Here is a 25,078-nt window from a genome sequence, read left to right as displayed (position 1 = left end):
ATTATTAAATCAAAGCTACGAAAAAATATTATAACTTATATAAAAGGTAAGCGCAAGAAAAAAGGTACTTAACGCTAACTTCTTTAGCTCAGGATCTAACAACTTTGAATCTTTTGTTTTTTTAACTCTTAGCGCATGTAAACCTATAGGGATAAATACCAGTAAGTGCAAAAAGTTAAACCACATTGTAAATGTTAAGAGGCTAAATAATAGCATGCAAAGAAAAGAAATACCTAGTAACGTATAATGATATATCTTACCATTCTCGTAACCCATTTTTACAACTATAGTATTTTTACCTGCTTTAGTATCTGAATACACATCTCTTAAATTATTTAAATTTAAAACTCCTGCACTTAATAAACCAACCGTTATTGCGGGCAAAAAAGCTATTAATGTTATATAGTTTGTAAACAAAAACATTGAACCTAAAACAGCCAAAAGTCCAAAGAACAAGAAAACGAAAATATCGCCTAAACCTTTGTAACCATAGGCTGAATCACCCACGGTGTATTTTATAGCTGCCCATATGCTTAAAAGCGCTAAACCTAAAAATAGGATTATAAACTTTAATTTTTCTATACCAAATGCAGTATATAAAAGTACAATAGCTAAAATAATATCAATTATAACTGATATTAAAATTCCTTTTTTCAGCTCACCCTGTGTCAAAATACCACTCTGCAATGCTCTTTTAGGCCCTACTCTATCATCATTATCCGTCCCTTTTACACCGTCACCATAATCATTGGCAAAATTAGATGTTACTTGAAAACTAATTGTTGTAAGAATAGCTAATGTAAAAACTAGCCAATTTTGAAAACCGTAAAAATGTGCAAGAGCAACACCTACAATAATCCCAGAGATAGATAAGGGTAATGTACGCAATCTAGCGGCATTAACCCAAGCTTTTAATTTAATCAAACTAATACGGGTCTTCTATTTTTAAACGCTTTCCATTTTGATACGATGCTACAAATGCATCCGGAAAACCCATTTTTACTAATTGAAACCTAAAATCTCTTGCTTCTTCAATAGTTTCAAAATTACCTAGAGAATAAGTGTAGAATGAATTTGCTTTTACAAATAAAGTGTTTGTAAGTGATTCAGAAGCTAATGTCATATTATTATCAACAAATGACTTTACCTGCACTGAATATATTTTTTCTTTATCTAAAAATTCTTTTGCTAAATAAAATTCTTTAACATTACTCAGCTCTTCGTTTTTCTCTTTTAAATTATCAATTCGGTTTTTAATAACTTCTAAACTATCAATTGAGACTAATAAGTTTGTTTCAGGATTATTTTTACTTCGCATACCTGCAGAAAAAGAATATAAAGCCAAGGTACCCAAAAGAAATATTCCTGTAAAACCTGCCAGTATATTTCTCTGAAGTCTATTTCTTTTTAACTCTTTATTTTTATACTTGATTTGATCTAACAATCTTTCATTCAATATTTGAGATTTGTCAATATCTTTATGTAACTCAAATAAATCACTTTCTTCAATAAACGGCATATAGATCTCTGTTTTAAGCTGGAGGTTTCTAATCTATTTAATTATATTAATATAAAAATATATATTAATTCATAAACAATCAATATATGGTGTTATTTATTTAGCTGTAAATCATATTATTATAGACGAAGTGTTAAATAATCACGATATTAACTTAAATATATACCATCAGGTTTAATCTGTATCTTTCTGTCTTTGTATAAAGTACCTATACTTTTCTTAAATATCTTCTTACTCATTTGTAGTTTAGCACTAATTTCTTCTGGTGAAGATTTATCATGAAGATTTAGGTAACCACCCTCTTTTTGCAATCTTTGATAGACAATATTTGCCGCAGGCTCTACACTTTCATAACCAATAGCTTTTAAGCTAACATCGATTTTATTATCAGGTCTTATATTTTTTATATAGCCTTTTAAAGTATCTCCTACTGCTATTTTTTTAAACACCTGATCCGTATACACCAAACCTTTATGTTGGTTATTTATAATTACATCCCAACCTAAATCACCCTGCCTAGTTACCACCAAATCAACCTCTTCGTTAACCTCAACAGTTAACTCTTCGTTATCTAAAAATTTGTCTAATTTATTTGAACCTACTAATCTGAATGATTTTTCATCGAGGTAACAATACACAACATACCATTGTCCTTCTTGCATACGTATACGTTGCTCACGAAAAGGAACAAGCAAATGCTTCTCAAGTCCCCAATCTAAAAAAGCACCAATATTATTCACTTCTACTACTTTTAGCAGTTTGAAAGTATTTCTAATGATATGAGGAGTTAAAGTGGTTACAATAGGTCTTTCTTCAAAATCTAAATAACAAAATACATTTAGTTTATCACCTATTTCATACATTTCAGGAACATACTTATTTGGCAACAAAACATCATTACCTTCATCGTCACCTAAAAACAAACCTACGCTAGTGTCTCTTAAAATTTCTAGTGTATTATAATTTCCTAATTCTATCATATTGCAAAAATACATTTTATAAGCTTATTTCTATCAAAACTAAAGAGGAAGTAGCGTTTTATTAAAACAAAAAAACCGCTTCATAAAATGAAACGGTTTTTAAAAAATTTATATTACAATCTATTTATCGTAAACAGACTCTTTCTTGTAGTGCTTAGCTAGCATGTAATAAACAACAGCTCTGTGCTTGTTTCTGTTAGAAGAACCATACTTTTCTAAAACACTTTTGATTGCAGGCATCATATCGTCGCTTTCTGGCATTCCTAATTTTTTCATTAAGAAGTTTTTCTTTACAGTTTCTAGCTCTTTTTCATCGCTACCTGAAACCTTAGATGCATCTACATTATAAATAGCAGGTCCTAAACCTATCGCTACTTTAGTTAAAAAATCCATATCTGGAGTTTCTCCTAATTTTTCTTTAATGTCAGCCGCGTACTTTACGATTAAATCATCTCTTTTACTCATAATAGTTAGTGTTCAATTTTAAATAATTAATTAATGTTTGCCTAAGATATAAAATCAAAATAACTAAGCAAAATTTTATTATTGATAATTCTAGGCGTTTTAATTTCTAATATCTTAGGCTTTAAACTTTGTTTATAAAAATTATTCAATGCGTTTTCTAACTCAGTTTCGTTACTAACAAGCTTATGCTCAAAATTATAGGTTTCACTCAATGCTTTAATAGACACACTATGTCGGGTTTCAAAATAGGTTTCAAAATTATGAGTATCTTCTTGGCCTGGTAATATTCTAAAAATTCCACCCCCATCATTATTCATCACAATAATTCTAAAATCTGATCGAATAGCTGTATTCCACAGGCCATTACTGTCATATAAAAAACTTAAATCTCCCGTGATTAATAATGTTGGTGTTTCATTGTATATTGATGCACCAACTGCTGTTGAAGTACTCCCGTCTATACCACTTGTACCTCTATTACAATATACTTCTAAACTTTCATGAATATCAAACAACTGTGCATACCTAACCGTTGAACTGTTTGCTAAATGCAATTGATAATTTTCAGGTATTGATGTTGCAACTCTCGAAAAAGCCAACATATCAGAAAAAGGAATTGTGTTTAAGTAAGCCTTTCTCCTATTTTCATAATGATTACGGACTTTATTCCAAAATAAAAAATAAGTACTCTCAACAGATTTCTCATCGTTTAAAAAGAGTTTGAAAAATTGATTAACAGGAGTTTTAAAATGATGAGATAACGAGAAGAACGTATCATATCCCTTTTTATCATCTACATGCCAGTGTTGTTTTGGCTTATAAGTACGTAAAAAGTTCTTAATTTTTTTTGATACAATTAAACCTCCAAACGTCAATAAAATGTCTGGTTGTAACTGATTAAAAAGTTTTTCTTTATTTTCTGATTTTTCTATCGGAGCAATTAGACTATCAATACTTGCAAAGAAATTATTATGGTGTAAATTTGATGTTGTCTCTGTCAATACAATTACTGAAGGGTCATTAGCTAAAACATTTAAATATTTTTGTTCTACAGCATTAGGAGTGTTCACTCCCACTAAAACTAATTTTCTTTTAGCACAATTCCATACTTCAATATAATCGCTTAATTGTTCAATTTCATTTTCCTCTATAATTGATTCAACTAACTTTAATTGTTTATCAGCAACTGCAACCGTATTATACAAAGGTTCTTCAAATGGCACGTTAATATGTACTGGAGCTTTTCTTTTTAAGGTTGTCTGAAATGCCTTGTTCAATTCTGAAGCATTAAACTGTTGCACAAACTCTTGCTGTTTCTCAATAGCAATCGTTTCATCAATTAAATCTGATTGATTTTTAATGGTTTGAGTAGCATGTGAAACATCAAGTTTTAAATTTGACGAATATCCAATATGCTTTTCTAATAGATATTCTTGGCGAATAGTTTGCCCGTCACCAATATCAACTTTATAACTAGGTCTATCTGCCGAAATAACAATTACTGGAATATCGCTATAAAAAGCTTCAGCAATTGCAGGATAATAATTTAACAATGCACTACCCGATGTACAAACTATAGCTACAGGTTTTTGTTGATTCTGAGCCATACCCAATGCAAAAAATGCAGCACAGCGTTCATCTACAATACTATGACACGTAAAAAAACTATCTTCAGTAAAACTAATTGTCAAAGGGGCATTTCTTGATCCCGGAGAAATAACAATATCTTTTACTCCGTATTTTTTACAATAATAAGCAACTGTTTGTGCTGTTGGTATTGTTGAGTATTTCATTTTACAATACTATCTATAATTTCTAATTATATTAACTTAATACAACATTAAGCATTGTATTACTTTTTACAACCGTTTCTTCCCATTCTTTTTCTGGGACAGATTCGCTTGTAATTCCACCACCTACATAAATGCATGCTTTGTCTTCTTTAAGTTGCATACACCTTAAATTCACATATAATGATGATGTATTTTTAATACTTTTATAAACCTGATTTTCTCTATTTTTTCTATTAGAGTCTCTAAAGTTTTCTTCTTTAAAGTTAAGTTCACCTAAAAAACCAGTATAATACTCTCTATCGTAGTTTTCATTTTCTAAAATAAAATCTTTAGCTACTAACTTTGGCAAACCACAAACTGCTGGCGTTGGGTGTAAAGCCTTTATAATACTATTCAAGTTTTTAGTCTGCATAATACCAGAAACCGATGTTCTTAAATGCCAAACATTACCTGCACGAACTGATACTGTTTCTGAGATTTTAAGTCGATTAACCTCTTCTTCTAAAGCATTAGCTATATACTGTGTCACTAATTCTTGTTCTTCAATTTCTTTTAAACCCCAAACTGGCTCTTTATTTTCAATGTACTTTTTAGTACCTGCTAGAGACATGGTTTTTAACTGCGTATTCTCACTACGCAACAATATTTCAGGTGTAGCACCTAACCAAAGCCCTACTTTTGGATGATACCATAAATAACAAAATGCATTTGAATAGGTATTCAATAAAGCTTCAAATAATTCAAATGATGATTTTTCTGTTGCAACTTCTAACCTTCTTGAAAGCACTACTTTTTTAAAGCTTCCTTTTTGAATCTCTTTAATTCCCTTTTCTACTAAGTCTACATGAAATTGTTTTTGAATTGTATTGATTTTTTGCTCTTTGGTTGCTTTTACACCCTCATTATCAGCATCAAAATCTGCTACTAATTTTTCATCAACTTGTATAAGAACTGTTTGTTTTTCATCATTAAAAGGAGCAAACACAAAACCTTTTTTTGTAAAATCGTTTACATAGTGTAAAATATTATTATTTTGAAATACACCAATGACAATATTTTCCTTTGGTTTCCTATAGATTACAAAGGGTTTTTCTACACTGAAATGACTTTCAGCTTTATTAATCAAATCACTATACAACATATTACTTTTTAAGTAAAGCTATCGTAGTAAGTTTACAAAGAGAAATAAGGTTGTCATTTGAATCAGTAACCTTTATTTCCCATAACTGAGTGGTTCTACCCTTATGAACTATTACTGCTCGGGCATATACAAAACCTTCACTTACGCTCTTTACATGATTTGCTGAAATTTCTAAGCCACGAACCGTAACTTCCTGTCCGTTTAAAAATATATACGATGCAGCACTACCCACACTTTCAGCAAGCGCAACTGTTGCTCCACCATGTAAAACACCATCCGGCTGAAATACTTTAGAGTTTACAGGCATTTTAGCAGTTAAAAAATTCTCACCTACATCTGTATATGTAATATCTAAAGTCTCCATTAAGGTTCCTTTACAAGTTTCATTACATATTTTTAGTATTTTTTCTCTAAAATCATCCATACCGTAAAATTAAACAATCCTATTACAACTAAAGGCATATTATAGCTTAGAAATTGAATATTCTTCTTAAATTTCGGAAGATATTACTTGATGCTTTTCTTATGAATTCTACCGAAAAAACGGTTTCTTACACAACTACAAATACTTATGAAACTTTAAACATATACACACCAAAAACAGAAAACGTTTGGTTAGTTTTTCATGGTATAGGTTTTTTAAGTCGTTATTTTCTAAAATATTTTAAAGATTTAAACTCTGAAAAGAACTACATTATTTCACCACAAGCTCCGTCTAAATACTATTTAAACAACGCCTATAAACACGTTGGTGCGAGTTGGCTAACCAAAGAAAATACTGATTTAGAAACCAAAAATATATACAACTATATTGACAGTGTATTAGCGAATGAAAATATTTCAGCAGATAGCAATTTAATTCTCTTTGGATTTTCACAAGGAGTGTCTATCGCAACACGATATTTAAAGCACAAGCAACTAAAATGTGACTCGCTTATTTTATATGCCGGATCAATTCCGAATGAGTTAACCAAAGGTGATTTTGATTTTATAACTGAAAACAAAACCAAAGTAAAAATGATAGTTGGCACTGAAGATGAATATATCACTAAAGAACGATTATCAAATGAAATAGAAAAAGCTAAAACTTTATTTAATGAAAAAGCTATTCTTATTACTTTTGAGGGTGGACATGAAGTCAAAAAAAATATTATAAATGCGTTAGTGCAATGATCAATACAACTATTCCTATCTTAGAAAATGAACATGTAAGGTTAGAAGCCTTAACTCTTGATAACTACACTCACCTAATCCCAATTGCTAAGCAAGAAAAACTTGTTCAATATTCTCCTTCTGATATTGAGACACCAGACACTTTAAAAAAATATGTCCAAACAGCTTTAAAACAACACGAAGCTAAAACCAGCATACCTTTTATCATTTTTAACAAGAAAACACAAAAATATGCAGGTTCTACACGTTTTATGAATATCAATTGGAAAAACAAAGTATTGCATATTGGTGCGACTTGGATTGGAATAGAATATCATGGAACAGGATTGAACACGCAAATGAAGCATTTGATGATAGACTACGCTTTTAATGAATTAAATTTTGAAAAAATAGAATTTAATATTGATGAGCGCAATATAAAATCTAGAAAAGCAGTTGAAAAATTAGGGTGCTCTCTAGAAGGTGTACTTCGTAAAAATGTTTATCTCTTAGATGGTTTTAAAAGAAACACTTGTTGTTATGGAATTTTAAAAGAAGAATGGGTTAATAATAAATAGTTGGAATTTATTTTTAAGACTTTACCTCTGGTTCTGTAATTCGTTGGCATTCTTCATAACCCAAATAGTCATTATCTCCATATTTTTCAGACCAAAAACCTTCTAATGTATTATCATTTATTATTTTATAAACCACAACACCTTTAAATATTTTAGTTTTATAATCTAACTCACCTATATAAGCGAAATTGATAACTAAAATATCATCTTTAAAAAAACCTTTACCCGTTTGGGTTTGCCCATCAACTACTGTCCATAAAGCATTTACACGGTGGTTTGCTGTTTTAATTAATTTTAAAACACCAGTGTAGCCAGTCTGTTCTTTATCTTGGTTAAAACCAATAATTCGGTATGTTCCTTCTAGGTTACTCAAAAATGTAATATTGATATCTTTTTATACTATACTTGTAATTTACTTAGGCTCCTCAGCTTTCACCTCTTCTACAATAGGCGTATAATATTTAATCTTACGAGTTATATAGGTATTATCAGGAGTAATTATCTGTTTTATCCAATTGCCTTTTTCTCCATTATCGTATTGATAAATATATTCCTTTACTGATATATTACTACCTTCTTTCATTTGCTTTTTTATCAACATACCTAAATCGTTATAAAAAAAGTTAATTTTTAGTGTTGATTTAAAAGTCTTGGCTACTATATCGTAATTAAATTGTTGCTCAGATATAAGCCTATCTTTATTGTCATGTATTTTTTCAACAGCTTTAAAAGGTTTCCCTTCAAAATATTCTTTTTCTAATGCTATAAAGTGCATTCCACTAGCTTTTGTTTTTCGTTGTGATATTCTAAGAGATTTCTGAATTTCATCATTTAAAATATAACTAGTTGTGTATTCACCATCAACATCTTTATAACTAACAGTCGTATTTTCAATACCATTATTGTTGTTTCGTTTTATAGCTTCTAAAACACCATCTTCATTATAAAAATACTCGTATTGATCTAAAAACTCTTTTGAATAAGAAACAATTTTTTCTGTTACTTTTCTCCTATTACCTGTAGTATCTACTACATAAATATTAGCGATAGAAGTCTGCCTATCAAAAACTCCATCTCGGTAATTTTCAACTCTCTTCTCACTGATCTCTCCGTTTGAAAACTTGTAATACGTAATGTCATAATCACTTTCACTAAAACGAGTAATATGTTTAGTTAACAAACCTTCTTTGTTAAAATTAAATTCTTCTTTACCATAGGTTGTAGTCACCATGCAAGATTTTACTGGGCCTGTCAAATCAAAATCTGAAAGTGTAAATATTTTGGCGCTTTGAGCCTGTAAAGTAATGGTAAAACATAACAATACTGGCACTACTAAAACACGTAACCTATTGAAAAAGTAATTTTTAACCATGTAACAAATTTAATAGTTATTCTAGCAAATAAAAATAAAACCGAAAGCAAATAAAAAAGGCATCCTTTTTAGGATGCCTTTTTCTACCATATTAAGATAAGTTATGCAACTTATTTTACTTCTTCAAAATCAACGTCTTCAACGTTATCTCCTTCAGTTGCTGTATCAGCACCTGCTGCTGCATCAGGACCAGGAGCTGCTCCACCTTGTGCTTCAGCTTGTGCTTTGTACATTTCTTCAGAAGCACCTTTCCAAGCTTCATTAATCTTATCTAAAGCTGGAGCAATAACTGCTAAATCTTTAGTTTCATAAGCTTTTTTCAATTCTTCTAAAGCTTCTTCAACTGGCTTTTTATTGTTTTCAGAAATTTTATCTCCGAATTCAGACAATTGTTTTTCTGTTTGGAAGATCATTCCATCAGCTTCATTCAATTTATCAGCAGTTTCTTTTGCTTTTTTATCTGACTCTGCGTTAGCTTCAGCCTCAGCTTTCATTTTCTTGATTTCTTCTTCAGTTAAACCAGAAGAAGCTTCAATTCTAATATCTTGAGACTTACCTGTTGCTTTATCTGTTGCAGAAACCTTGATAATACCGTTAGCATCAATATCAAAAGTTACTTCAATTTGAGGAACTCCTCTTTGTGCTGGTGGAATACCATCTAAATGGAAACGTCCGATATTTTTGTTATCTGCAGCCATTGGTCTTTCCCCTTGTAAAACATGTATTTCTACTGATGGCTGATTATCTGCAGCTGTAGAGAATACTTGTGATTTTTTAGTTGGGATAGTCGTGTTTGCTTCAATTAACTTAGTCATTACACCACCCATAGTTTCAATACCTAAAGATAATGGAGTAACGTCTAATAATAATACATCTTTAACATCACCAGTCAATACACCACCTTGAATTGCTGCACCTACCGCTACAACTTCATCAGGATTAACACCTTTTGATGGTTTTTTACCGAAGAATTTTTCAACAGCTTCAACAACCGCAGGGATTCTTGTAGAACCACCCACTAAGATAATTTCATCAATATCACTCTTAGATAAACCTGCATTTTTTAATGCTGTTGCACAAGGGTCTATTGTTCTTTTTACTAAATCATCAATTAATTGGTTGAATTTAGCTAAAGTTAATGTACGTACTAAGTGCTTAGGTCCGCTAGCAGTTGCTGTTACATACGGCAAGTTAATTTCTGTTGAAGCAGAAGAAGATAATTCAATCTTCGCTTTTTCAGCAGCTTCACGTAAACGTTGTAATGCCATAGCATCTTCACGTAAATCCATATTCTCATCAGCCTTGAACTCTTCAGCTAACCAATCGATAATTTTTTGATCTACATCATCACCACCTAAGTGAGTATCACCATCTGTAGCTAGTACTTCAAAAACACCGTCTCCTAATTCTAGGATAGAAACATCATGCGTACCTCCACCAAAATCAAAAACAACTATTTTTTGATCTGTATCTTTCTTATCCATACCATAAGCCAAAGATGCAGCTGTTGGTTCGTTAATGATACGCTCAACTGTTAAACCAGCGATTTCACCAGCCTCTTTAGTTGCTTGTCTTTGTGCATCGTTAAAATATGCAGGAACAGTAATTACCGCTCTAGATACATCTTGACCTAAATAATCTTCTGCTGTTTTCTTCATTTTCTGAAGAATCATTGCAGATAATTCTTGTGGAGAATATAAACGACCATCAATATCTACTCTTGGTGTATCGTTATCTCCTTTTACTACGTTATATGGTACTCTTTGTGCTTCTGTGCTAGATTCTGAAAACTTGTTACCCATAAAACGTTTGATAGAATATATCGTTTTATTTGGGTTAGTAACAGCTTGTCTTTTTGCTGGATCACCAACTTTAATCTCTCCACCTTCTACGAAAGCGATAACAGATGGTGTTGTTCTTTTTCCTTCTGCATTAGGGATCACTACAGCTTCGTTACCTTCCATTACAGAAACGCAAGAGTTTGTAGTTCCTAAATCAATTCCTATAATTTTACTCATTTTATATTTGTTTAATTATTAGTCTATTTGTTTTCTACACCTTCAATTAGACAAACAATATGCCAAGAGAAAAAAACTGACAGGATGTCATTTATAGACCGCAACATATCAATTCACAAATATTTTATTGCCATTGCTGGCACAAAACCAATATAAAAATAGCAACCACCAACACATTTATGACAGATGACAACTTACTTACTTTTTAAAATAAGTAGTTCCTTCCACTGTGTGGTATATCTCGGACTTCGTTCTTCCTTAATAAGTTCCCACTCTTTTATACGTGTACCTACTAAGGCTGATGACACTTTTGACTTTCCATATTTTATATTTAAACTATCTACCACTTTAGTCAATTTGCTTTTTGATGCTGATGGCGCTTCAAATAAATTGGCTTGCACATAGTCCTCAGGAATGATACCTAATAAGTTTACTCCTACCTTTTTATATACATAACCAGACCTATATATAAGATGCAATGCTTTTTTTGCTTCTTTAATTAACAAAAAAGTATCGTTTGTAGGTGTATTTAACTGAACCGTTATACTATTAGAGTACTGCTTATCTCTGTTGCTGTGATAATTTGTTGTGATTGAAACATTAATTGCACTTGCGCAAGATTGTTGCGCTCGCAAAACTTCAGTAACCTCACCCACATAATACGAGCAAGCTTCTTCAATTATATCTAAGTTTTTTAATTTTTTACCAAAAGATTTTGCCGTGCCAATGGCTTTTTTCTTTTTTACATTCACAACAAACTCCATCGCAGGTTCTCCACGGAGTTCTCGCCAAGTACGCTCACCTACTACAGTCATTTCTTTGCGCACCCAAGCCAATGGCACTTTTGTAAAATCATAAGCACTAGCTGCTCCTATCTTTAATATACGTTCACTATGTTTTCTACCAACACCCCAAACATCTTTAATAGCACACCATTTCAAGGCTTCTATTCTTTGTTTTTCGGTATTAATAATGCACACATGATTATTTGTTTCTACTTTTTTAGCTATTCTATTTGCTAGTTTAGATAATACTTTTGTTTTTGCAACCCCTACACCTACTGGCAAACCTGTATGTTTAAAAATGGTGTCTTTAATTAAGTGTGAGTACGCTTCTAAAGATTCTTCAGGAATAGTACTTAAATCTAAAAAAGATTCATCTATACTATAAATTTCCACCCGAGGAGAAAAGGTTTTTAATATGTTAATCACCCTTTTAGACATTTCACCATACAATGTATAATTTGACGAGAAGAAAACTACATTATGCTCTAAAAGTTGCTTTTTAATTTTAAAAACAGGCTCAAACATAGGAATATGAGTTAATGCCTTTGCCTCTTTATTTGCTGCAATAATACAACCGTCATTATTACTCAATACCACGACAGGCCTTCCTGCCAAATCAGGGCGAAAAACTAACTCACACGAAGCATAAAAGCTATTACAATCTATTAACGCTATCATTTACAGGCATGAATTATATATTTAATAACTCCCCATAAGGCAAATTCGTTTTGGTGTTCTTTTGATGCTACTCTAATAACTTTGAATTCACCATCAGTTACAACCATAGCCAAATCATTCTCTTTTACTGCAAGAGAACGATCTATAATTAAAACATCGTTTTCTAAAATATTAAATTCTGATAGTGCATCACCCTCAATACGCACATAAAATGTAGCATCACTATTACCAATAAGTTCTTGGTCTAAGCTAATACTGGGTTCTAAATAATGTGTAGCAGGACTAGGAAAACCCACTTGCTTTGACACTTCAAAAGCGTGTTTTTTCTCTACCCTCTTTAATTTACCATGTGAGAATATATCCATATTACAAAAGTATGGATATATTCCTATTTAATGGAATTATTACAAGTTAAATATTTTAAGACTTATTAACAGCTAAATTTAATTAGAGGCATTACCTTAATTCCGCTCCTAATTTTGTTTCAAACTTATTTTGAAACTTACTCATTATTTTTTCAATTTGCTTATCTGTAAGCGTAGCTTTTTCTGACTTTAAAGTAAAACTAACTGCATAAGATTTTTTACCTGCTGGCAACTTATCACCAGTATACACATCAAACAAACTAACTTCTTTTAACAATGCTTTTTCTGTTTCAAAAGCGATATCATGTATTTCTTTAAAACTTACTTTATCATCAAGTAATAAGGCAAAATCTCTTTTTACTTCTGGAAATTTAGAAATTTCAGTATACTTTATTGTATTGTCTGCAATTAGCTCTAAAATAGCATCCCATTTAAAATCAGCATACAACACCTCTGTTTTAATATCGAATTTTTTAAGAATTGAACTCTTAACAACTCCGAAATCAACTAAATCTATTTTTTTAGATTTGAATGTTAAACCTTCCGCAAACTCTTCACTTTTTGAAGCTACAGTATTAAAATTAGAAATACCTAAACGCTGTAAAATACTTTCTACACTTGATTTTAAAGTAAAAAAACTAACTTTTTCCGATGAAGCAATCCAATTATCATCATTTTTATTGCCTGTCACAAACAAAGCTAAATGCTTATGTTCTATCTGCTTTTCATTATATACATGGTAACTTTTCCCAAATTCAAAAAGTTTTAAATTCTGTTTTTTTCTATTGATGTTATATAGAGCAGCTTCTAATCCTGAAAATAATAATGACCTTCTCATAATAGACAAGTCATTACTTAGCGGATTTATAATTTTCACGGTTTGCTCCTCTTTAAAGCGCTCTACAACCTCATTATTTGCTGGCGTAGATAAACTATTGGTCATTATTTCATTAAAACCCTTAGCTGCTAAAAAGTCACCTACAACTGCTTGTACTTTATAATCTTCAAAAGGAGATGTTGTAGCTACAGATGCATTTAACTTTTCTTTAAAAGCAATGTTGTTGTACCCATAAACTCTTAAAAGTTCTTCAATAACATCAACTTCTCTACGAACATCAACTCTATAAAAAGGAATTGTAAGTCCTAAACCTGTTTCAGTAACATTATTCAATTTAATATCTAAAGATGCTAATATAGATTTGATAGTATCTTTAGGAATCTCTTGACCTATTAACTTGTTAATCTTCTTAAAAGTTAAGAATACTTGGTAATCATCTTCTTTATGCGGATAGAAATCCATAATATCAGAAGTAATATCACCACCAGCTATTTGCTGAATTAGTATTGCTGCTCTTTTTAAACTAAACTCCACATTATTAATATCGATACCACGTTCAAAACGGAAAGAAGCATCTGTATTAAACCCGTGCCTTTTTGATGTTTTACGAACCGAAATAGGATCAAAATAAGCACTTTCTAAAAATATTGCCGTTGTACTATCTGTTACACCAGAATTTAACCCACCGTAAACACCTGCAATACACAATGGTTTTTCTGAATCACAAATCATTAAATCATCTTCATGCAATTCAATTTCTGTATCATCAAGTGTTCTAAACTTTGTACCTGGCGGTAAAGTTTTAACAATAACTTTGTGATCTTTTATTTTATTTGCATCAAAAGCATGTAAAGGTTGCCCAAGCTCATGCAGTACATAATTTGTAGCATCAACAATATTATTTATAGGATTTAAACCTATCGCTTTTAATCTATTCTTTAACCAAGTTGGTGATTCTTCTACAGTTAAATTGCTAATAGTAACACCACAATACCTAGGCGCTAATTTATTATCAACAACATCAACATCTATTTTTAATGATCTATTTGCTACATTAAAGTTACTTAATGACGGTGTAATTAATTCTAATTGAATTTCTTTTTGTTTAAGACCAGCTTTTAAGTCTCTTGCTACACCTAAATGACTCATTGCATCAGCCCTGTTAGGCGTTAAACCTATTTCAAAGACGATATCATTCTCTATATCAAAAATTGTTGACGCTTCGGTTCCTGGTTCTAAATCTTCTGACAATACCATTATCCCGTCATGCCCTTTACCAAGCCCTAATTCATCTTCAGCACATATCATCCCGTGGCTTTCTTCCCCACGAATTTTACCTTTTTTGATTTTCCAAGCTTCCCCTTCTTCAGTATACAAAACTGTACCTATTGTTGCTACCGGAACTTTTTGACCTGCAGCTACATTTGGAGCACCACATACGATTTGTACAGGAGCTCCTGCACCTATATCAACGGTAGTAACTTTTAACTTATCAGCATTTGAATGCTTTTCGCAAGTTAAAACATGACCTACAACAATTCCTTTTAATCCTCCTTTTACAGATTCAAATGATTCTATACCTTCAACTTCTAAACCAAGATCTGTTAATAAATCTGCAGTTTGTTCAGCTTCCCAGCCAATTTGTAAAAATTGTTTTAACCAGTTGTATGAGATTTTCATTAAAGTGTGTTTACAACCCTTTTATGGGTTTCGTATTAATTTTATCAATAAAACATTACCGCTTATTTACAAGCCTGTAATAACCGACAAATATAAAACAATGCGCTAAGACATTCAACAGGTATTTTGTTGATTTAAATTTATTTTTTCACTAACAGAAAGCATTAGAAACAAAAAAATGCTTTTATTTCTAAAAGCATTTTATAAAATTTTAAATCGTCTATTTTTAAATAATGGTTGATTTTCCTAAACCAATATTTTCATAATTCATATTTAAGCTTTCATCTGTATCAACAATATTACTCGCTATAAAATCACCAACATCATTAGTTCCGTATTTACTTTTCGGGTTAATATCTGGTGTTACTATATTACTTTTTAACGATTTATTTACTGCTGACACTACTGCTCTTGACTCTTCTTCTAAACCAAAATGCTGTAGTAACATTGCCGCTGAAAGTATTGTTGCTATAGGGTTAGCAATATCTTTACCTTGTGCCTGAGGATACGAACCATGAATAGGCTCAAACATAGCAATACCATCACCTATTGACGCTGACGGCAACAAACCTATTGACCCACCAATAACACTTGCTTCGTCAGATATAATATCTCCAAATAAATTAGGCGCTAAAATAACATCAAACCTACTTGGTTTTAATATCATTTGCATAATTGAATTGTGCAAATAAATACACTCTAATTCAACATCAGGATAACTTTCGCTAATACGTTTTACTACTCTACGCCAAAGTCTTGAAGTTTCCAAAACATTAGACTTATCGACTAAAGTTACTTTTTTACGTCTTTTTTTAGCCGCTTTAAATGCTAAATGCGCAACTCTTGTAATTTGAGATTCAGAATATGTAGCAATATCACTAGCCTCAGAACCGTCTTCCACTAAAGTATGTTCTCCATTATAAACACCACCAGTTAATTCTCTATAAATAACAAAATCTGTACCTCTAAGAACAGATTCTTTTAAAGGTGACTTATCTAATAGTGTTGGGAACACTGCAACGGGTCTAATATTTGCAAAAACGCCTAACTCTTTTCGTAACTGAAACAAAGCATCTTCGGGTCTTATTTTAGCATCAGGATTATCATCAAATTCCGGTAAACCTATTGCTCCAAATATTACAGCATCAGAATTATTGCACAATTCTATTGTCTCTTTTGGTAATGCTACACCGCTTTGATAAATAGCTGTAGCGCCAATTAATTCTGTTGTATAAGTAAATTGATGAGCAAAAGTTTCTTCAACTGCCTGCAAACATTTTACAGCTTGCGCAACAACTTCAGGTCCAATTCCATCACCAGGTAATAGAGCAATCTTTATATTCATTATGCAATGTTTTCTTTTTCAACACTGCTAAGTTCTATAATTTTATGGATATCTTCATCTAAAATCTCTTTTTTTAAATCTGCAAACTTCAAAAACTCTTGATATACAGCATCTAATTGCACTTTTGTAAGTTCATAACCTACAATTTTAGCTCTATATGCTAAAGCTGCCCTACCACTACGAGCAGTTAAAACTATTGAAGATTCATCTACACCAACATCAGCCGGATCAATAATTTCGTAAGTTTCTCTGTTTTTAATCACACCATCTTGGTGAATACCTGAACTGTGTGCAAATGCATTTGCACCAACAATTGCTTTATTAGGCTGTACAATCATTCCCATTTTTTGAGAGACCATACGACTTGTATCGTTTAATAATGTGCTATTAATATTTGTATCAAGCCCTAAAGTTGGGTGTTGTCTTAAAATCATGACAACTTCTTCTAAAGCAGTATTACCTGCACGCTCACCAATACCGTTAATAGTACATTCTATTTGGCGCGCACCATTTGTTACACCTGCAATAGAGTTTGCTGTTGCCAAACCTAAATCATTATGACAGTGACAAGATAAAATTGCTTTATCTATACCTGTTACGTTTTCACGTAAATATTTAATTTTTGCTCCGTATTCTTCTGGCAAACAATACCCTGTTGTATCAGGTATATTAAGCACTGTTGCACCAGCTTTTATAACAGCTTCACAAACTCTTGCTAAAAACTCATTATCAGTCCTACCTGCATCTTCTGCGTAAAACTCAACATCTTCAACAAAAGATTTCGCATAAGAAACAGCCTCAACAGCTCTTTCTATAATAGCATCTTTATTAGAATTGAATTTAAACTTTATATGTGATTCTGAAGTACCAATTCCCGTATGAATTCTTGGCCTTTTGGCATATTTTAATGCCTCTGCTGCAACTTCAATATCTTTTTTAACAGCCCTGGTTAAACCACAAACTGTTACATTCTTAATTAATTTTGCTATTTCTTCTACAGATTTAAAATCTCCAGGACTAGAAATAGGAAAACCCGCTTCTATAACATCAACTCCTAAAAGTTCTAAACGTTCAGCGATAACTAATTTTTGCGTTGTGTCTAATTTACAGCCTGGTACCTGTTCTCCGTCTCTAAGTGTCGTATCAAAAATTTGTACTTTATCTTTGCTCATTATATTTGCGTAGTTTTACTAGTCATTACGAATATATACTTAACTCTATTAACTAAGTTTAGGTGTAAAAAAACATTTACAACGTTAAGTTAGTTTTAAGGGTGTTCAATTGATTGATAAACAAATAGTTAAACAATATTTTTTACGATGACAAATGCTCATAAAGATTCATTATTTGTTCTTATAAAATCACTATCAAAGTCTGAAAAACGTCAGTTCAAACTTTATGTTGGTCGCTTAGGGGTAAATTCTGATGCTAAATTTTTAGCCCTTTTTAATTTATTAGATAAAGTTAAGGATTATGATGAGAAAATAATACTCGCAACAGGAATTGTTAAAAAAGCGCAACTTTCAAATTTAAAAGCGCACTTATACAAACAAATTTTAGTTAGTTTACGATTAAACCCCGTAAACCAAAATATACGTGTGCAAATTCGTGAACAGTTAGATTTTGCTACCATTTTATACCAAAAAGGTTTGTACAAACAGAGCCTTAAAATACTAGATAAAGCTAAAACTACAGCAATTGAAAATGAAGAAAAAAACATTGCTTACGAAATTGTTGAATTAGAAAAACTAATTGAAACACAATATATTACGCGAAGCATACCTGATAGAGCTGACGAGTTAGCCATACAAGCAAAAGAGCTTTCTGCTCAGAATGTTATGACTAGTAAACTATCAAATTTATCACTACAATTATACGGCCAAATGCTAAAATTAGGCCATGTACGAAGTGATGAAGATTACCAGTTTATTACAAAATATTTTGAGAGACATGTTCCTAAATATAGAATTGAAGATCTTGGTTTTCGTGAAAAATTATGGCTATATAAATCGTATTTATGGTACAGTTTTTTAACACAAGATTTTTTATCGAGCTATAAATACGCCAGCAAATGGTCTGATTTATTTTATGAGCATAGAGAAATGATCTATTTAAACCCTGTTTTTTATTTAAAGGGAAATAATTATTTATTAGAATCGCTATTTTTAGTAAGATATAGCTCTCAATTTAAAGAAGTCTTAGAAAAGTTAGAGCAAACGGTGAGCGATAAAAGTTTCCCGAGTAACGATAATGTTGCATCACTTGCTTTTTTATATATTAATAGCAACAAATTAAACCTTCATTTCTTAAACGGCACTTTTGAAAAAGGGACCTATTTAGTGAAAATTATTGAATACGGAATAACAAAACATAAAGACCGTATTGATGAACATCATATTATGTTATGCTATTATAAAATTGCATGTCTGTATTTTGGGATGGGCGATAATAAAACCTGCATCTTATATCTAAAAAAAATTATTAACAATAAGAACCTTAAAATGCGTGAAGATCTAATGTGTTTTGCCCGAGTTTTGAGCTTGGTAGCACATTACGAAGCTGGTATGGATTACCATTTAGAAATTCAACTAAAAAGTACCTACAAGTTTTTATTAAAAATGAACGATTTGCATGCAGTTCAAAAAGAAATGATCAAATTTTTACGTGGTTTAGGTGATATTTACCCTAATGAGCTTAAAAATGAATTTCAAAAATTATACAATGAACTTAAAAAGTATGAAGATCATCCGTATGAAAAAAGAGCTTTTTTATATTTAGATATTCTATCATGGCTAGAGAGTCACTTACAAAACAAACCAGTTGCTCAAATCATACAAGAAAAAGCAAAATTATTGACTAGATAATACCTCCTTTTTGAAAAATAACACCCATTTAAAACACCTTTTAGAGTTAAACATTGCCATGCTTTTCATTAGCACCTCTGGTGCTTTAGGCAGGTATGTAGAATTACCAGTTCCTGTAATTATTGGCACCAGATCATTATTGGCTTTACTATTTTTATTACTTTATTGTAAATGGAAAGGAATTGCTTTAAAAGTAGATAAAAAACATTTATTTCCTGTTCTTATTAGTGGCGTTTTAATTGGTGCCCATTGGATTACCTATTTCTATGCATTAAAATTATCAAATGTAGCTATCGGTATGATTTCTATTTTCACTTACCCTATTATAACTGCATTTTTGGAACCCATTTTATTAAAAACAAAATTTCAAAAAATTCACTTATTACTAGCTTTATTGGTATTACTAGGTATCTATTTTTTAGTTCCGAGTTTTAGTTTTGAGAACAATTATACTATTGCTGTTATTTTTGGAGTATCATCAGCTGTAGTATATTCACTTCGGAATATTTTATTGAAAACAAAGGTTGCTTCTTATAATGGCTCTATGCTAATGTGCTACCAATTAGCTGTTGTAACTATTGCTTTGCTTCCATTTTTATTTACAGTAGAAACCGCAAGTCTTATTAGTCAATGGAAAGGACTTATAGCTTTAGCTCTTTTAACTACTGCTATAGGGCACACATTGTTTTTAAATAGTTTTAAAAACTTCTCAATTACCACAGTAAGCATTTTAAGCAGCGTACAACCCGTATTTGGTATTATCATCGCTTTCCTTCTCTTAAATGAGATACCTAATAAAAACACGGTTATTGGTGGAGTTTTAATATTAAGTTCTGTAGTTATAGAAAGTATTAGATCATCTAAACAAGAGAGCAATAACACGAAATAAAAATTTAAAATTAGTTTTCACTTATAATATTCCCCTATTCACTTAAAAGTGATTATTTTAAGATTAATTTAACTTAAATTTGCTCTAACAAACCCAAATCACTAATAATTAAACACGAGTTTATGTTAAAAAAAATGTTTTTAATTCCAATGTTATGCTTGAGTTTTTTTACTTCATGCAGTTCTAATGATTCTGAAAATACAGATGATGAAAGTACTACTGAATCTGACGATTTAACTGATTACATAATTGATTCTTCCTTATTGAATTCAGACTCTTTAATTTCTTTTGAAATTGTATCTGCAGAATTAGAAAATGGAACTACAGCAGATTGCTATCAAATAGTTTTTTCAAGCAATCCTGATAATATTGAAAAAGGACCTTTTTGCCCAGAGACAGATGAAGATACCGCAGGAATGAGCTTTTATGACGGCGAAACTAATCCTGGCCTTAGAGTATGGGAAAAAGCGCTATTAGATGATATTGAAAATGATGGTTATGACATTGTTGATGATGACGGAACTGTACATATTGATGACTTTAGTGGCTCAACAAGCAGTGATCCTGATACATATTCTTACTGTCTAGATGGTTTGGATGATGATAGTATTGAAATCACCTATCTAATACCTGTTACTCCAATTGTTGCTGATGAAGTTAATGAAATTGGAGAAATAGAACTAGTTGGTCTTTCAGTTGACGGAATTCCTATTAATGGTGATCCTCCTTCTGCAATTAATGGTCCTGAAATGTTTAGTACAGGAAATACAGGTACAATTACTGTAGTGAACATACCATCATTAGACCCATGTGGTGGTCATAATGATCCTGCGGGTTATTACCACTGGCATATGATTCCTGAAGTTGTAAATCAAGTATTAAATGCAAATGATATTGATCAAATTGAATGTACAAATGTGACACAAACAACTGATAAAGTACTTTCTGGCTTTGCTAAAGATGGATACCCTATCTATGCGTATGCTGTAGAACCAGATGATTTAGATGATTGTGGTGGCACAACAGCAGTAACTGATGAATACCCAGATGGAATTTATCATTATATTGCAAGTACAACAGTAGCACCTAACACACCTCCTTGTTTAGTTGGGGTAGCTGCTAGAAACTCTTACGTTGCAAATTAAAATTCATGAATAAAAAGATACTATTAGGACTGATTATTTTAATCAGTCCTATTTTTCTGTTAGCACACAACCCTTTATCTGCAGTTTACCGCTTAGACCCTCAAAATGATGGTGGTATTTTAAAAATTTACCTAACACAAGCGGGCGTAAATAAAGCATTAAAAGATATTCACGGAGTTGATTATATTAAAACGCTAAGCGAAAAAGAGTTTAAAGAATTAATTGTAAATTATATTAAAGAAAATATCAGTATTACAATTAATGATGATAAAATCAGACTAGAAAAAGGTGGTATTAGATACGGTGATCACGAAACTGATTTAACGTTTATTACATCAACATTACCTGAAATAATTAAAAACATCGATTTAAAAATAACTTCTTTTAAAGACAACGAATACCACCAAACCGTATTCTATTTGAGAAAAAAAGATGGTTCGAGTGAAAAATTTATTTTAAATAGTGACAATAATTTTGAAGCAATAGTTGATTACGAAGAAAACAATAGCAACCCTTATTTATTGATAGGCCTTGTAGTTGCAACTACGATAATCGCATTGGCATTTTTAGCTATAAAATTCAAAAAGAAAAAACAATTACATTAATTTTAAGTACGTTAAAAAAAAGGGTTGACTTAAATGTCAACCCTTTTTTGTTTTTCTATAATTTTCAACTCTAATATTTTTAACAATATTAAAAATGTAAAAATAGTTAACGAAATGTAACACATTGGCACCCCTTCATTTGTTTTTGGACATTCTACATTTCCTAATAATTGAAATACAGAACCATACACTGCAATACTGCAAGCTAAACCTGTAAGCACAAAATAAACTATGTTACCTCTTCTTAATAAATGATAAATAAAAGGTACTACTAAACAAATAATAATTATAAAACATGCTGGTATGTTAAATATTTTAGGACATATAGCTCCTTTAGAAAATTCTTTTATTACCAATGCTCCCGTACCATATATTCCAAATAGAAATATTAAATAAAGTAAAAATCTGAATATTTTAGTCTTCATTTTTAATTTCTAGCGTTTCTATTTTCTCCTTAGCTACAGCTCTTCTTGTATTTAAAATCACATCATCTAATATCTGTATGGTTCCATCAGCATAGATAATCTTTACAGAATCAACTTCATCTTTACCTAAACCAATATGCACCGTTGCACTTTGATCAGAAACTAAACCCTCTCCTATTATATAATCTTCTGTAATAGTTTTACCCGATGTAGTTACCACTTCAACTTTAGCTCCTATATTTTCTGAATTTTCCGCAAAAACTAATTGAATATAATTATTATCACCCCCATTATTAATATAAGCCTTTGCAGGCCCAGCAATGTTCACCCAAATTAAATCTTGATAACCATCTTGGTTGAAATCAGAAACCAAAGGTGTTATTCCAAAATTTTTATTAACAACTCCGCTTCTACCTTCCGTTGCCACATATTCATGATTCTTATTTTGAGTCAAAAACCTTCCTGGAAGCTTAAATACTTTATGAGGAGGAAATTCAACATAATTCTCCGCTACAATTAATTCTTGTAATCCATCATTATTCATATCTGCCATAACTGCTCCCCATGAAAATTCAAAATCAGATACTTTTACTTCTTTTGCTACATCTTCAAAATCAAAGTTCCCTTTGTTTTTAAAAAAAATCCAATCTGAATTAAATAAGGTTTTGTTTTCTATGTTTCCACTTGCCATAAAATGCGGTACTGTAGATCCTGTATTTGAGAACATAAAGTCCACTTTTCCATCATTATTATAATCTCCAACAGCAATACCCATTGGATAACCGAATTTATTAGTTGTCGGATTTGGCTTCATTTCAAAAGAACCGTCTGTTTTGTTTTTATAAGTTCTAACTTCACCTGTGTCGTGAGCTACAATTAAATCTAACCAGCCATCATTATCCATATCTACAAATATTCCCATAAAGGTATTATGGTTGTATATTAAACCTGATTCATCAGTCTTATCTGTAAATGTATTGTCTCCATTATTAATTAGTAGCTGACTAATTGGACCATACCCTTCTGTAAAATTATTTTGACCCTCCATTTGATTTTTTCTAATGTAATTAGAAACAAAAATATCTATGTCACCATCTCTGTCAATATCACCTAAAGCAAAACCAAGCGGAGTTGCATTTGATGCTAACGGATAATCTATTTTTTGTGCAACAAAAACCCCATCAGTATTATAATAAATTGTTATACCATCCTCACGGGATAATATTAAATCTGAAAAACCATTATTATCAAAATCTGCAGAAGCGGCAGCTAATGTTGTTAAATTGTTTTTTTGAGGAATGTTTACATTTTTTGAAATTGACACGAAAGTTTTTTCATTGTAAGCAAACAATTCATCTTGCTGATCAAAACCACCTCCGAAAAATACTTCATCAACACCATCATTATTAACATCTATTAAAGCTGATGCTATTACAGGTAAAGATTTCTCACTATTATTCTGTTGTTCAAAATTTAAAACCACCTCTTTAAATACAGGTATTTCATTTTCAACAAGCTCATTTTCATTATCATAAGGATTGTTACGATTTGTTCCGAATTTAATTGACACAAATAGTATCAATGCAAGTACAATTGTAAAAAGAGCGAATAAAATATATTTTAAAAACTTCATAATGGATTATTTATAATTTTTATTGAATTGGTATAACGATAAACTGAATAGAATAAAATGCACAACATTCATTGCAATAGGAGCTATATATTTACCTACACCAGGTGTTATAAAATAAACAGCAAACACTAGAATTAATAACAAAATAGGATTAGCTAAAACCATCAACTTATCATAATATGTTTTAAATTTTAAAATTGAAATGATAAAAAAAACAGATAAAAGAAAAATCACGATTCTTAAAACTTGAACAAGGGACTCACTAAAAAGGGTATAATTATCTAAAATTTGTGTGTAAATTCCAGTATCTATTTCTTCTTGAAGATGAACTATTGTTCCTAAAAAAGCTCTAGAAGTAATCCAAAAACCACCTACTGTAAAAGCAATAATACCTAATGCAAAAACTGCAAATGCCCATTTATTCTCTTTGCCTTTCAACATTTTATAAATATGGTAGTAACCAACAAAATAAAAAGGAGTGCCAACAACCGTTAGAAAATGCCCCCAAGTAAGATTTCTTTCAGGCACAAAATAGAAAAAATTATAATTCTCTGAATTACCTACCAATTTGTCACTATAGTGTAGTAGAAATTCACCTAACCCAACCGTAATACTTGCGAATAAACCCAGTAGTCCGGTAATTAAAATTAAATGGTTTTTTTTCATTTTTTAGTGAGGTTGTTCTAATAGAAATAGTCCTATTAAAAACTAATTATTTAATACACTAGTCGTTTTTTTATATTGTCATTACAAAAAAACTTTGACTAATTATTAAATGTTGACATAATTATAAAAAAATTACGGACCG

At 31.0% G+C, this 25,078-nt stretch carries 24 protein-coding genes; 6 read left to right on the top strand and 18 right to left on the bottom strand.

Going from position 1 to position 25,078, the window contains the following annotated elements; all coding sequences use genetic code 11:
• Window positions 1-15: 15 nt before the first annotated feature.
• The 7 genes from menA to KO500_RS06605 form a co-directional block, all read right to left on the bottom strand.
• Window positions 16-924, bottom strand: a complete 909-nt coding sequence (menA, locus tag KO500_RS06635) for a 1,4-dihydroxy-2-naphthoate octaprenyltransferase (protein ID WP_215955738.1) — start codon at window positions 922-924, stop codon at window positions 16-18.
• Window position 925: 1 nt separating this feature from the next.
• Window positions 926-1,519 carry an SPOR domain-containing protein gene (locus KO500_RS06630; RefSeq protein WP_215955737.1) on the bottom strand — a complete coding sequence of 198 codons (594 nt, stop codon included), beginning with the start codon at window positions 1,517-1,519 and terminating at the stop codon, window positions 926-928.
• Between the two features lie 149 nt (window positions 1,520-1,668).
• Window positions 1,669-2,499 (bottom strand): CvfB family protein, encoded by an 831-nt coding sequence (locus tag KO500_RS06625; protein ID WP_215955736.1) that lies wholly within the window; start codon window positions 2,497-2,499, stop codon window positions 1,669-1,671.
• Window positions 2,500-2,619: 120 nt separating this feature from the next.
• A complete protein-coding gene (locus tag KO500_RS06620) occupies window positions 2,620-2,964 on the bottom strand; it encodes a DUF2853 family protein (protein WP_215955735.1) in 345 nt (114 codons plus the stop codon).
• 41 nt (window positions 2,965-3,005) lie between these two features.
• Window positions 3,006-4,757 (bottom strand): 2-succinyl-5-enolpyruvyl-6-hydroxy-3-cyclohexene-1-carboxylate synthase, encoded by a 1,752-nt coding sequence (gene menD / locus KO500_RS06615; protein ID WP_215955734.1) that lies wholly within the window; start codon window positions 4,755-4,757, stop codon window positions 3,006-3,008.
• Window positions 4,758-4,788: 31 nt separating this feature from the next.
• Window positions 4,789-5,898, bottom strand: a complete 1,110-nt coding sequence (locus KO500_RS06610) for a chorismate-binding protein (RefSeq protein ID WP_215955733.1) — start codon at window positions 5,896-5,898, stop codon at window positions 4,789-4,791.
• Between the two features lies 1 nt (window position 5,899).
• Window positions 5,900-6,322, bottom strand: coding sequence for a PaaI family thioesterase (locus KO500_RS06605; protein WP_215955732.1), 423 nt, complete (start codon window positions 6,320-6,322; stop codon window positions 5,900-5,902).
• A 101-nt stretch (window positions 6,323-6,423) separates the two neighbouring features.
• Here KO500_RS06605 and KO500_RS06600 point away from each other — a divergent pair, with 101 nt between their 5' ends.
• Window positions 6,424-7,071 (top strand): alpha/beta hydrolase, encoded by a 648-nt coding sequence (locus KO500_RS06600; RefSeq protein WP_215955731.1) that lies wholly within the window; start codon window positions 6,424-6,426, stop codon window positions 7,069-7,071.
• The gene (locus KO500_RS06595) at window positions 7,068-7,628 is read left to right on the top strand and encodes a GNAT family N-acetyltransferase (protein ID WP_215955730.1); all 561 of its coding nucleotides are present in this window, start codon (window positions 7,068-7,070) and stop codon (window positions 7,626-7,628) included. The genes KO500_RS06600 and KO500_RS06595 overlap by 4 nt, the downstream gene beginning before the upstream one ends.
• A gap of 13 nt (window positions 7,629-7,641) precedes the next feature.
• Here the strand turns inward: KO500_RS06595 and KO500_RS06590 are convergent, their stop codons facing one another.
• From KO500_RS06590 to KO500_RS06555, 8 genes are all read right to left on the bottom strand, one after another.
• A complete protein-coding gene (locus KO500_RS06590) occupies window positions 7,642-8,001 on the bottom strand; it encodes a hypothetical protein (RefSeq protein WP_215955729.1) in 360 nt (119 codons plus the stop codon).
• A gap of 39 nt (window positions 8,002-8,040) precedes the next feature.
• Window positions 8,041-9,000: a hypothetical protein gene (locus KO500_RS06585; RefSeq protein ID WP_215955728.1), complete on the bottom strand. Its 960-nt coding sequence runs from the start codon at window positions 8,998-9,000 to the stop codon at window positions 8,041-8,043.
• 110 nt (window positions 9,001-9,110) lie between these two features.
• Window positions 9,111-11,018, bottom strand: a complete 1,908-nt coding sequence (gene dnaK / locus KO500_RS06580) for a molecular chaperone DnaK (RefSeq protein WP_215955727.1) — start codon at window positions 11,016-11,018, stop codon at window positions 9,111-9,113.
• 194 nt (window positions 11,019-11,212) lie between these two features.
• On the bottom strand, window positions 11,213-12,481 hold the full coding sequence (locus KO500_RS06575) for a Y-family DNA polymerase (RefSeq protein WP_215955726.1): 1,269 nt from the start codon (window positions 12,479-12,481) through the stop codon (window positions 11,213-11,215).
• On the bottom strand, window positions 12,478-12,846 hold the full coding sequence (locus tag KO500_RS06570) for a S24 family peptidase (protein WP_215955725.1): 369 nt from the start codon (window positions 12,844-12,846) through the stop codon (window positions 12,478-12,480). The genes KO500_RS06575 and KO500_RS06570 overlap by 4 nt, the downstream gene beginning before the upstream one ends.
• A 91-nt stretch (window positions 12,847-12,937) precedes the next feature.
• Window positions 12,938-15,364 (bottom strand): phenylalanine--tRNA ligase subunit beta, encoded by a 2,427-nt coding sequence (gene pheT, locus KO500_RS06565; protein WP_215955724.1) that lies wholly within the window; start codon window positions 15,362-15,364, stop codon window positions 12,938-12,940.
• A 226-nt stretch (window positions 15,365-15,590) separates the two neighbouring features.
• Window positions 15,591-16,709 (bottom strand): 3-isopropylmalate dehydrogenase, encoded by a 1,119-nt coding sequence (gene leuB / locus KO500_RS06560; RefSeq protein ID WP_215955723.1) that lies wholly within the window; start codon window positions 16,707-16,709, stop codon window positions 15,591-15,593.
• On the bottom strand, window positions 16,709-17,881 hold the full coding sequence (locus KO500_RS06555; RefSeq protein WP_215955722.1) for a 2-isopropylmalate synthase: 1,173 nt from the start codon (window positions 17,879-17,881) through the stop codon (window positions 16,709-16,711). Before KO500_RS06555 ends, leuB begins: the two co-directional genes overlap by 1 nt.
• A 147-nt stretch (window positions 17,882-18,028) precedes the next feature.
• Between KO500_RS06555 and KO500_RS06550 the strand changes: the two genes are divergently transcribed.
• The 4 genes from KO500_RS06550 (at window position 18,029) to KO500_RS06535 (ending at window position 22,212) form a co-directional block, all read left to right on the top strand.
• Window positions 18,029-19,573: a hypothetical protein gene (locus KO500_RS06550; RefSeq protein ID WP_215955721.1), complete on the top strand. Its 1,545-nt coding sequence runs from the start codon at window positions 18,029-18,031 to the stop codon at window positions 19,571-19,573.
• Window positions 19,574-19,583: 10 nt separating this feature from the next.
• Window positions 19,584-20,462, top strand: a complete 879-nt coding sequence (locus KO500_RS06545) for a DMT family transporter (protein WP_252732441.1) — start codon at window positions 19,584-19,586, stop codon at window positions 20,460-20,462.
• 122 nt (window positions 20,463-20,584) lie between these two features.
• Complete coding sequence (locus tag KO500_RS06540; protein WP_215955720.1) at window positions 20,585-21,607, top strand: YHYH protein; 1,023 nt, start codon at window positions 20,585-20,587, stop codon at window positions 21,605-21,607.
• A 5-nt stretch (window positions 21,608-21,612) separates the two neighbouring features.
• On the top strand, window positions 21,613-22,212 hold the full coding sequence (locus KO500_RS06535) for a hypothetical protein (protein ID WP_215955719.1): 600 nt from the start codon (window positions 21,613-21,615) through the stop codon (window positions 22,210-22,212).
• Between the two features lie 29 nt (window positions 22,213-22,241).
• On the opposite strand, the gene KO500_RS06530 is transcribed toward KO500_RS06535, so the two are convergent.
• The 3 genes from KO500_RS06530 to KO500_RS06520 are packed head-to-tail and all read right to left on the bottom strand — an operon-like array spanning window position 22,242 to window position 24,936.
• A complete protein-coding gene (locus KO500_RS06530) occupies window positions 22,242-22,637 on the bottom strand; it encodes a hypothetical protein (RefSeq protein WP_215955718.1) in 396 nt (131 codons plus the stop codon).
• Window positions 22,627-24,270, bottom strand: a complete 1,644-nt coding sequence (locus KO500_RS06525; protein ID WP_215955717.1) for a CRTAC1 family protein — start codon at window positions 24,268-24,270, stop codon at window positions 22,627-22,629. The genes KO500_RS06530 and KO500_RS06525 overlap by 11 nt, the downstream gene beginning before the upstream one ends.
• Before the next feature lie 6 nt (window positions 24,271-24,276).
• Window positions 24,277-24,936: a DUF6796 family protein gene (locus tag KO500_RS06520; protein WP_215955716.1), complete on the bottom strand. Its 660-nt coding sequence runs from the start codon at window positions 24,934-24,936 to the stop codon at window positions 24,277-24,279.
• Between the last annotated feature and the right edge of the window lie 142 nt (window positions 24,937-25,078).

It is taken from the genome of Cellulophaga baltica (genome assembly GCF_018861125.1).
Classification (GTDB): Bacteria; Bacteroidota; Bacteroidia; order Flavobacteriales; family Flavobacteriaceae; genus Cellulophaga; species Cellulophaga baltica_A.
The sequence above is the reverse complement of the archived record's forward strand: the minus strand, read 5'-3'. Positions and strand labels throughout refer to the sequence as shown.

What these genes read in the sequence shown, in the direction of transcription:
- KO500_RS06630 (WP_215955737.1), bottom strand. Translation starts at nt 1,519, where the DNA reads ATGCCGTTTATTGAAGAAAGTGATTTATTTGAGTTACATAAAGATATT.
- KO500_RS06625 (WP_215955736.1), bottom strand. Translation starts at nt 2,499, where the DNA reads ATGATAGAATTAGGAAATTATAATACACTAGAAATTTTAAGAGACACT.
- KO500_RS06620 (WP_215955735.1), bottom strand. Translation starts at nt 2,964, where the DNA reads ATGAGTAAAAGAGATGATTTAATCGTAAAGTACGCGGCTGACATTAAA.
- menD (WP_215955734.1), bottom strand. Translation starts at nt 4,757, where the DNA reads ATGAAATACTCAACAATACCAACAGCACAAACAGTTGCTTATTATTGT.
- KO500_RS06610 (WP_215955733.1), bottom strand. Translation starts at nt 5,898, where the DNA reads ATGTTGTATAGTGATTTGATTAATAAAGCTGAAAGTCATTTCAGTGTA.
- KO500_RS06605 (WP_215955732.1), bottom strand. Translation starts at nt 6,322, where the DNA reads ATGGATGATTTTAGAGAAAAAATACTAAAAATATGTAATGAAACTTGT.
- KO500_RS06600 (WP_215955731.1), top strand. Translation starts at nt 6,424, where the DNA reads ATGAATTCTACCGAAAAAACGGTTTCTTACACAACTACAAATACTTAT.
- KO500_RS06595 (WP_215955730.1), top strand. Translation starts at nt 7,068, where the DNA reads ATGATCAATACAACTATTCCTATCTTAGAAAATGAACATGTAAGGTTA.
- KO500_RS06585 (WP_215955728.1), bottom strand. Translation starts at nt 9,000, where the DNA reads ATGGTTAAAAATTACTTTTTCAATAGGTTACGTGTTTTAGTAGTGCCA.
- dnaK (WP_215955727.1), bottom strand. Translation starts at nt 11,018, where the DNA reads ATGAGTAAAATTATAGGAATTGATTTAGGAACTACAAACTCTTGCGTT.
- KO500_RS06575 (WP_215955726.1), bottom strand. Translation starts at nt 12,481, where the DNA reads ATGATAGCGTTAATAGATTGTAATAGCTTTTATGCTTCGTGTGAGTTA.
- KO500_RS06570 (WP_215955725.1), bottom strand. Translation starts at nt 12,846, where the DNA reads ATGGATATATTCTCACATGGTAAATTAAAGAGGGTAGAGAAAAAACAC.
- pheT (WP_215955724.1), bottom strand. Translation starts at nt 15,364, where the DNA reads ATGAAAATCTCATACAACTGGTTAAAACAATTTTTACAAATTGGCTGG.
- leuB (WP_215955723.1), bottom strand. Translation starts at nt 16,709, where the DNA reads ATGAATATAAAGATTGCTCTATTACCTGGTGATGGAATTGGACCTGAA.
- KO500_RS06555 (WP_215955722.1), bottom strand. Translation starts at nt 17,881, where the DNA reads ATGAGCAAAGATAAAGTACAAATTTTTGATACGACACTTAGAGACGGA.
- KO500_RS06550 (WP_215955721.1), top strand. Translation starts at nt 18,029, where the DNA reads ATGACAAATGCTCATAAAGATTCATTATTTGTTCTTATAAAATCACTA.
- KO500_RS06540 (WP_215955720.1), top strand. Translation starts at nt 20,585, where the DNA reads ATGTTAAAAAAAATGTTTTTAATTCCAATGTTATGCTTGAGTTTTTTT.
- KO500_RS06535 (WP_215955719.1), top strand. Translation starts at nt 21,613, where the DNA reads ATGAATAAAAAGATACTATTAGGACTGATTATTTTAATCAGTCCTATT.
- KO500_RS06530 (WP_215955718.1), bottom strand. Translation starts at nt 22,637, where the DNA reads ATGAAGACTAAAATATTCAGATTTTTACTTTATTTAATATTTCTATTT.
- KO500_RS06525 (WP_215955717.1), bottom strand. Translation starts at nt 24,270, where the DNA reads ATGAAGTTTTTAAAATATATTTTATTCGCTCTTTTTACAATTGTACTT.
- KO500_RS06520 (WP_215955716.1), bottom strand. Translation starts at nt 24,936, where the DNA reads ATGAAAAAAAACCATTTAATTTTAATTACCGGACTACTGGGTTTATTC.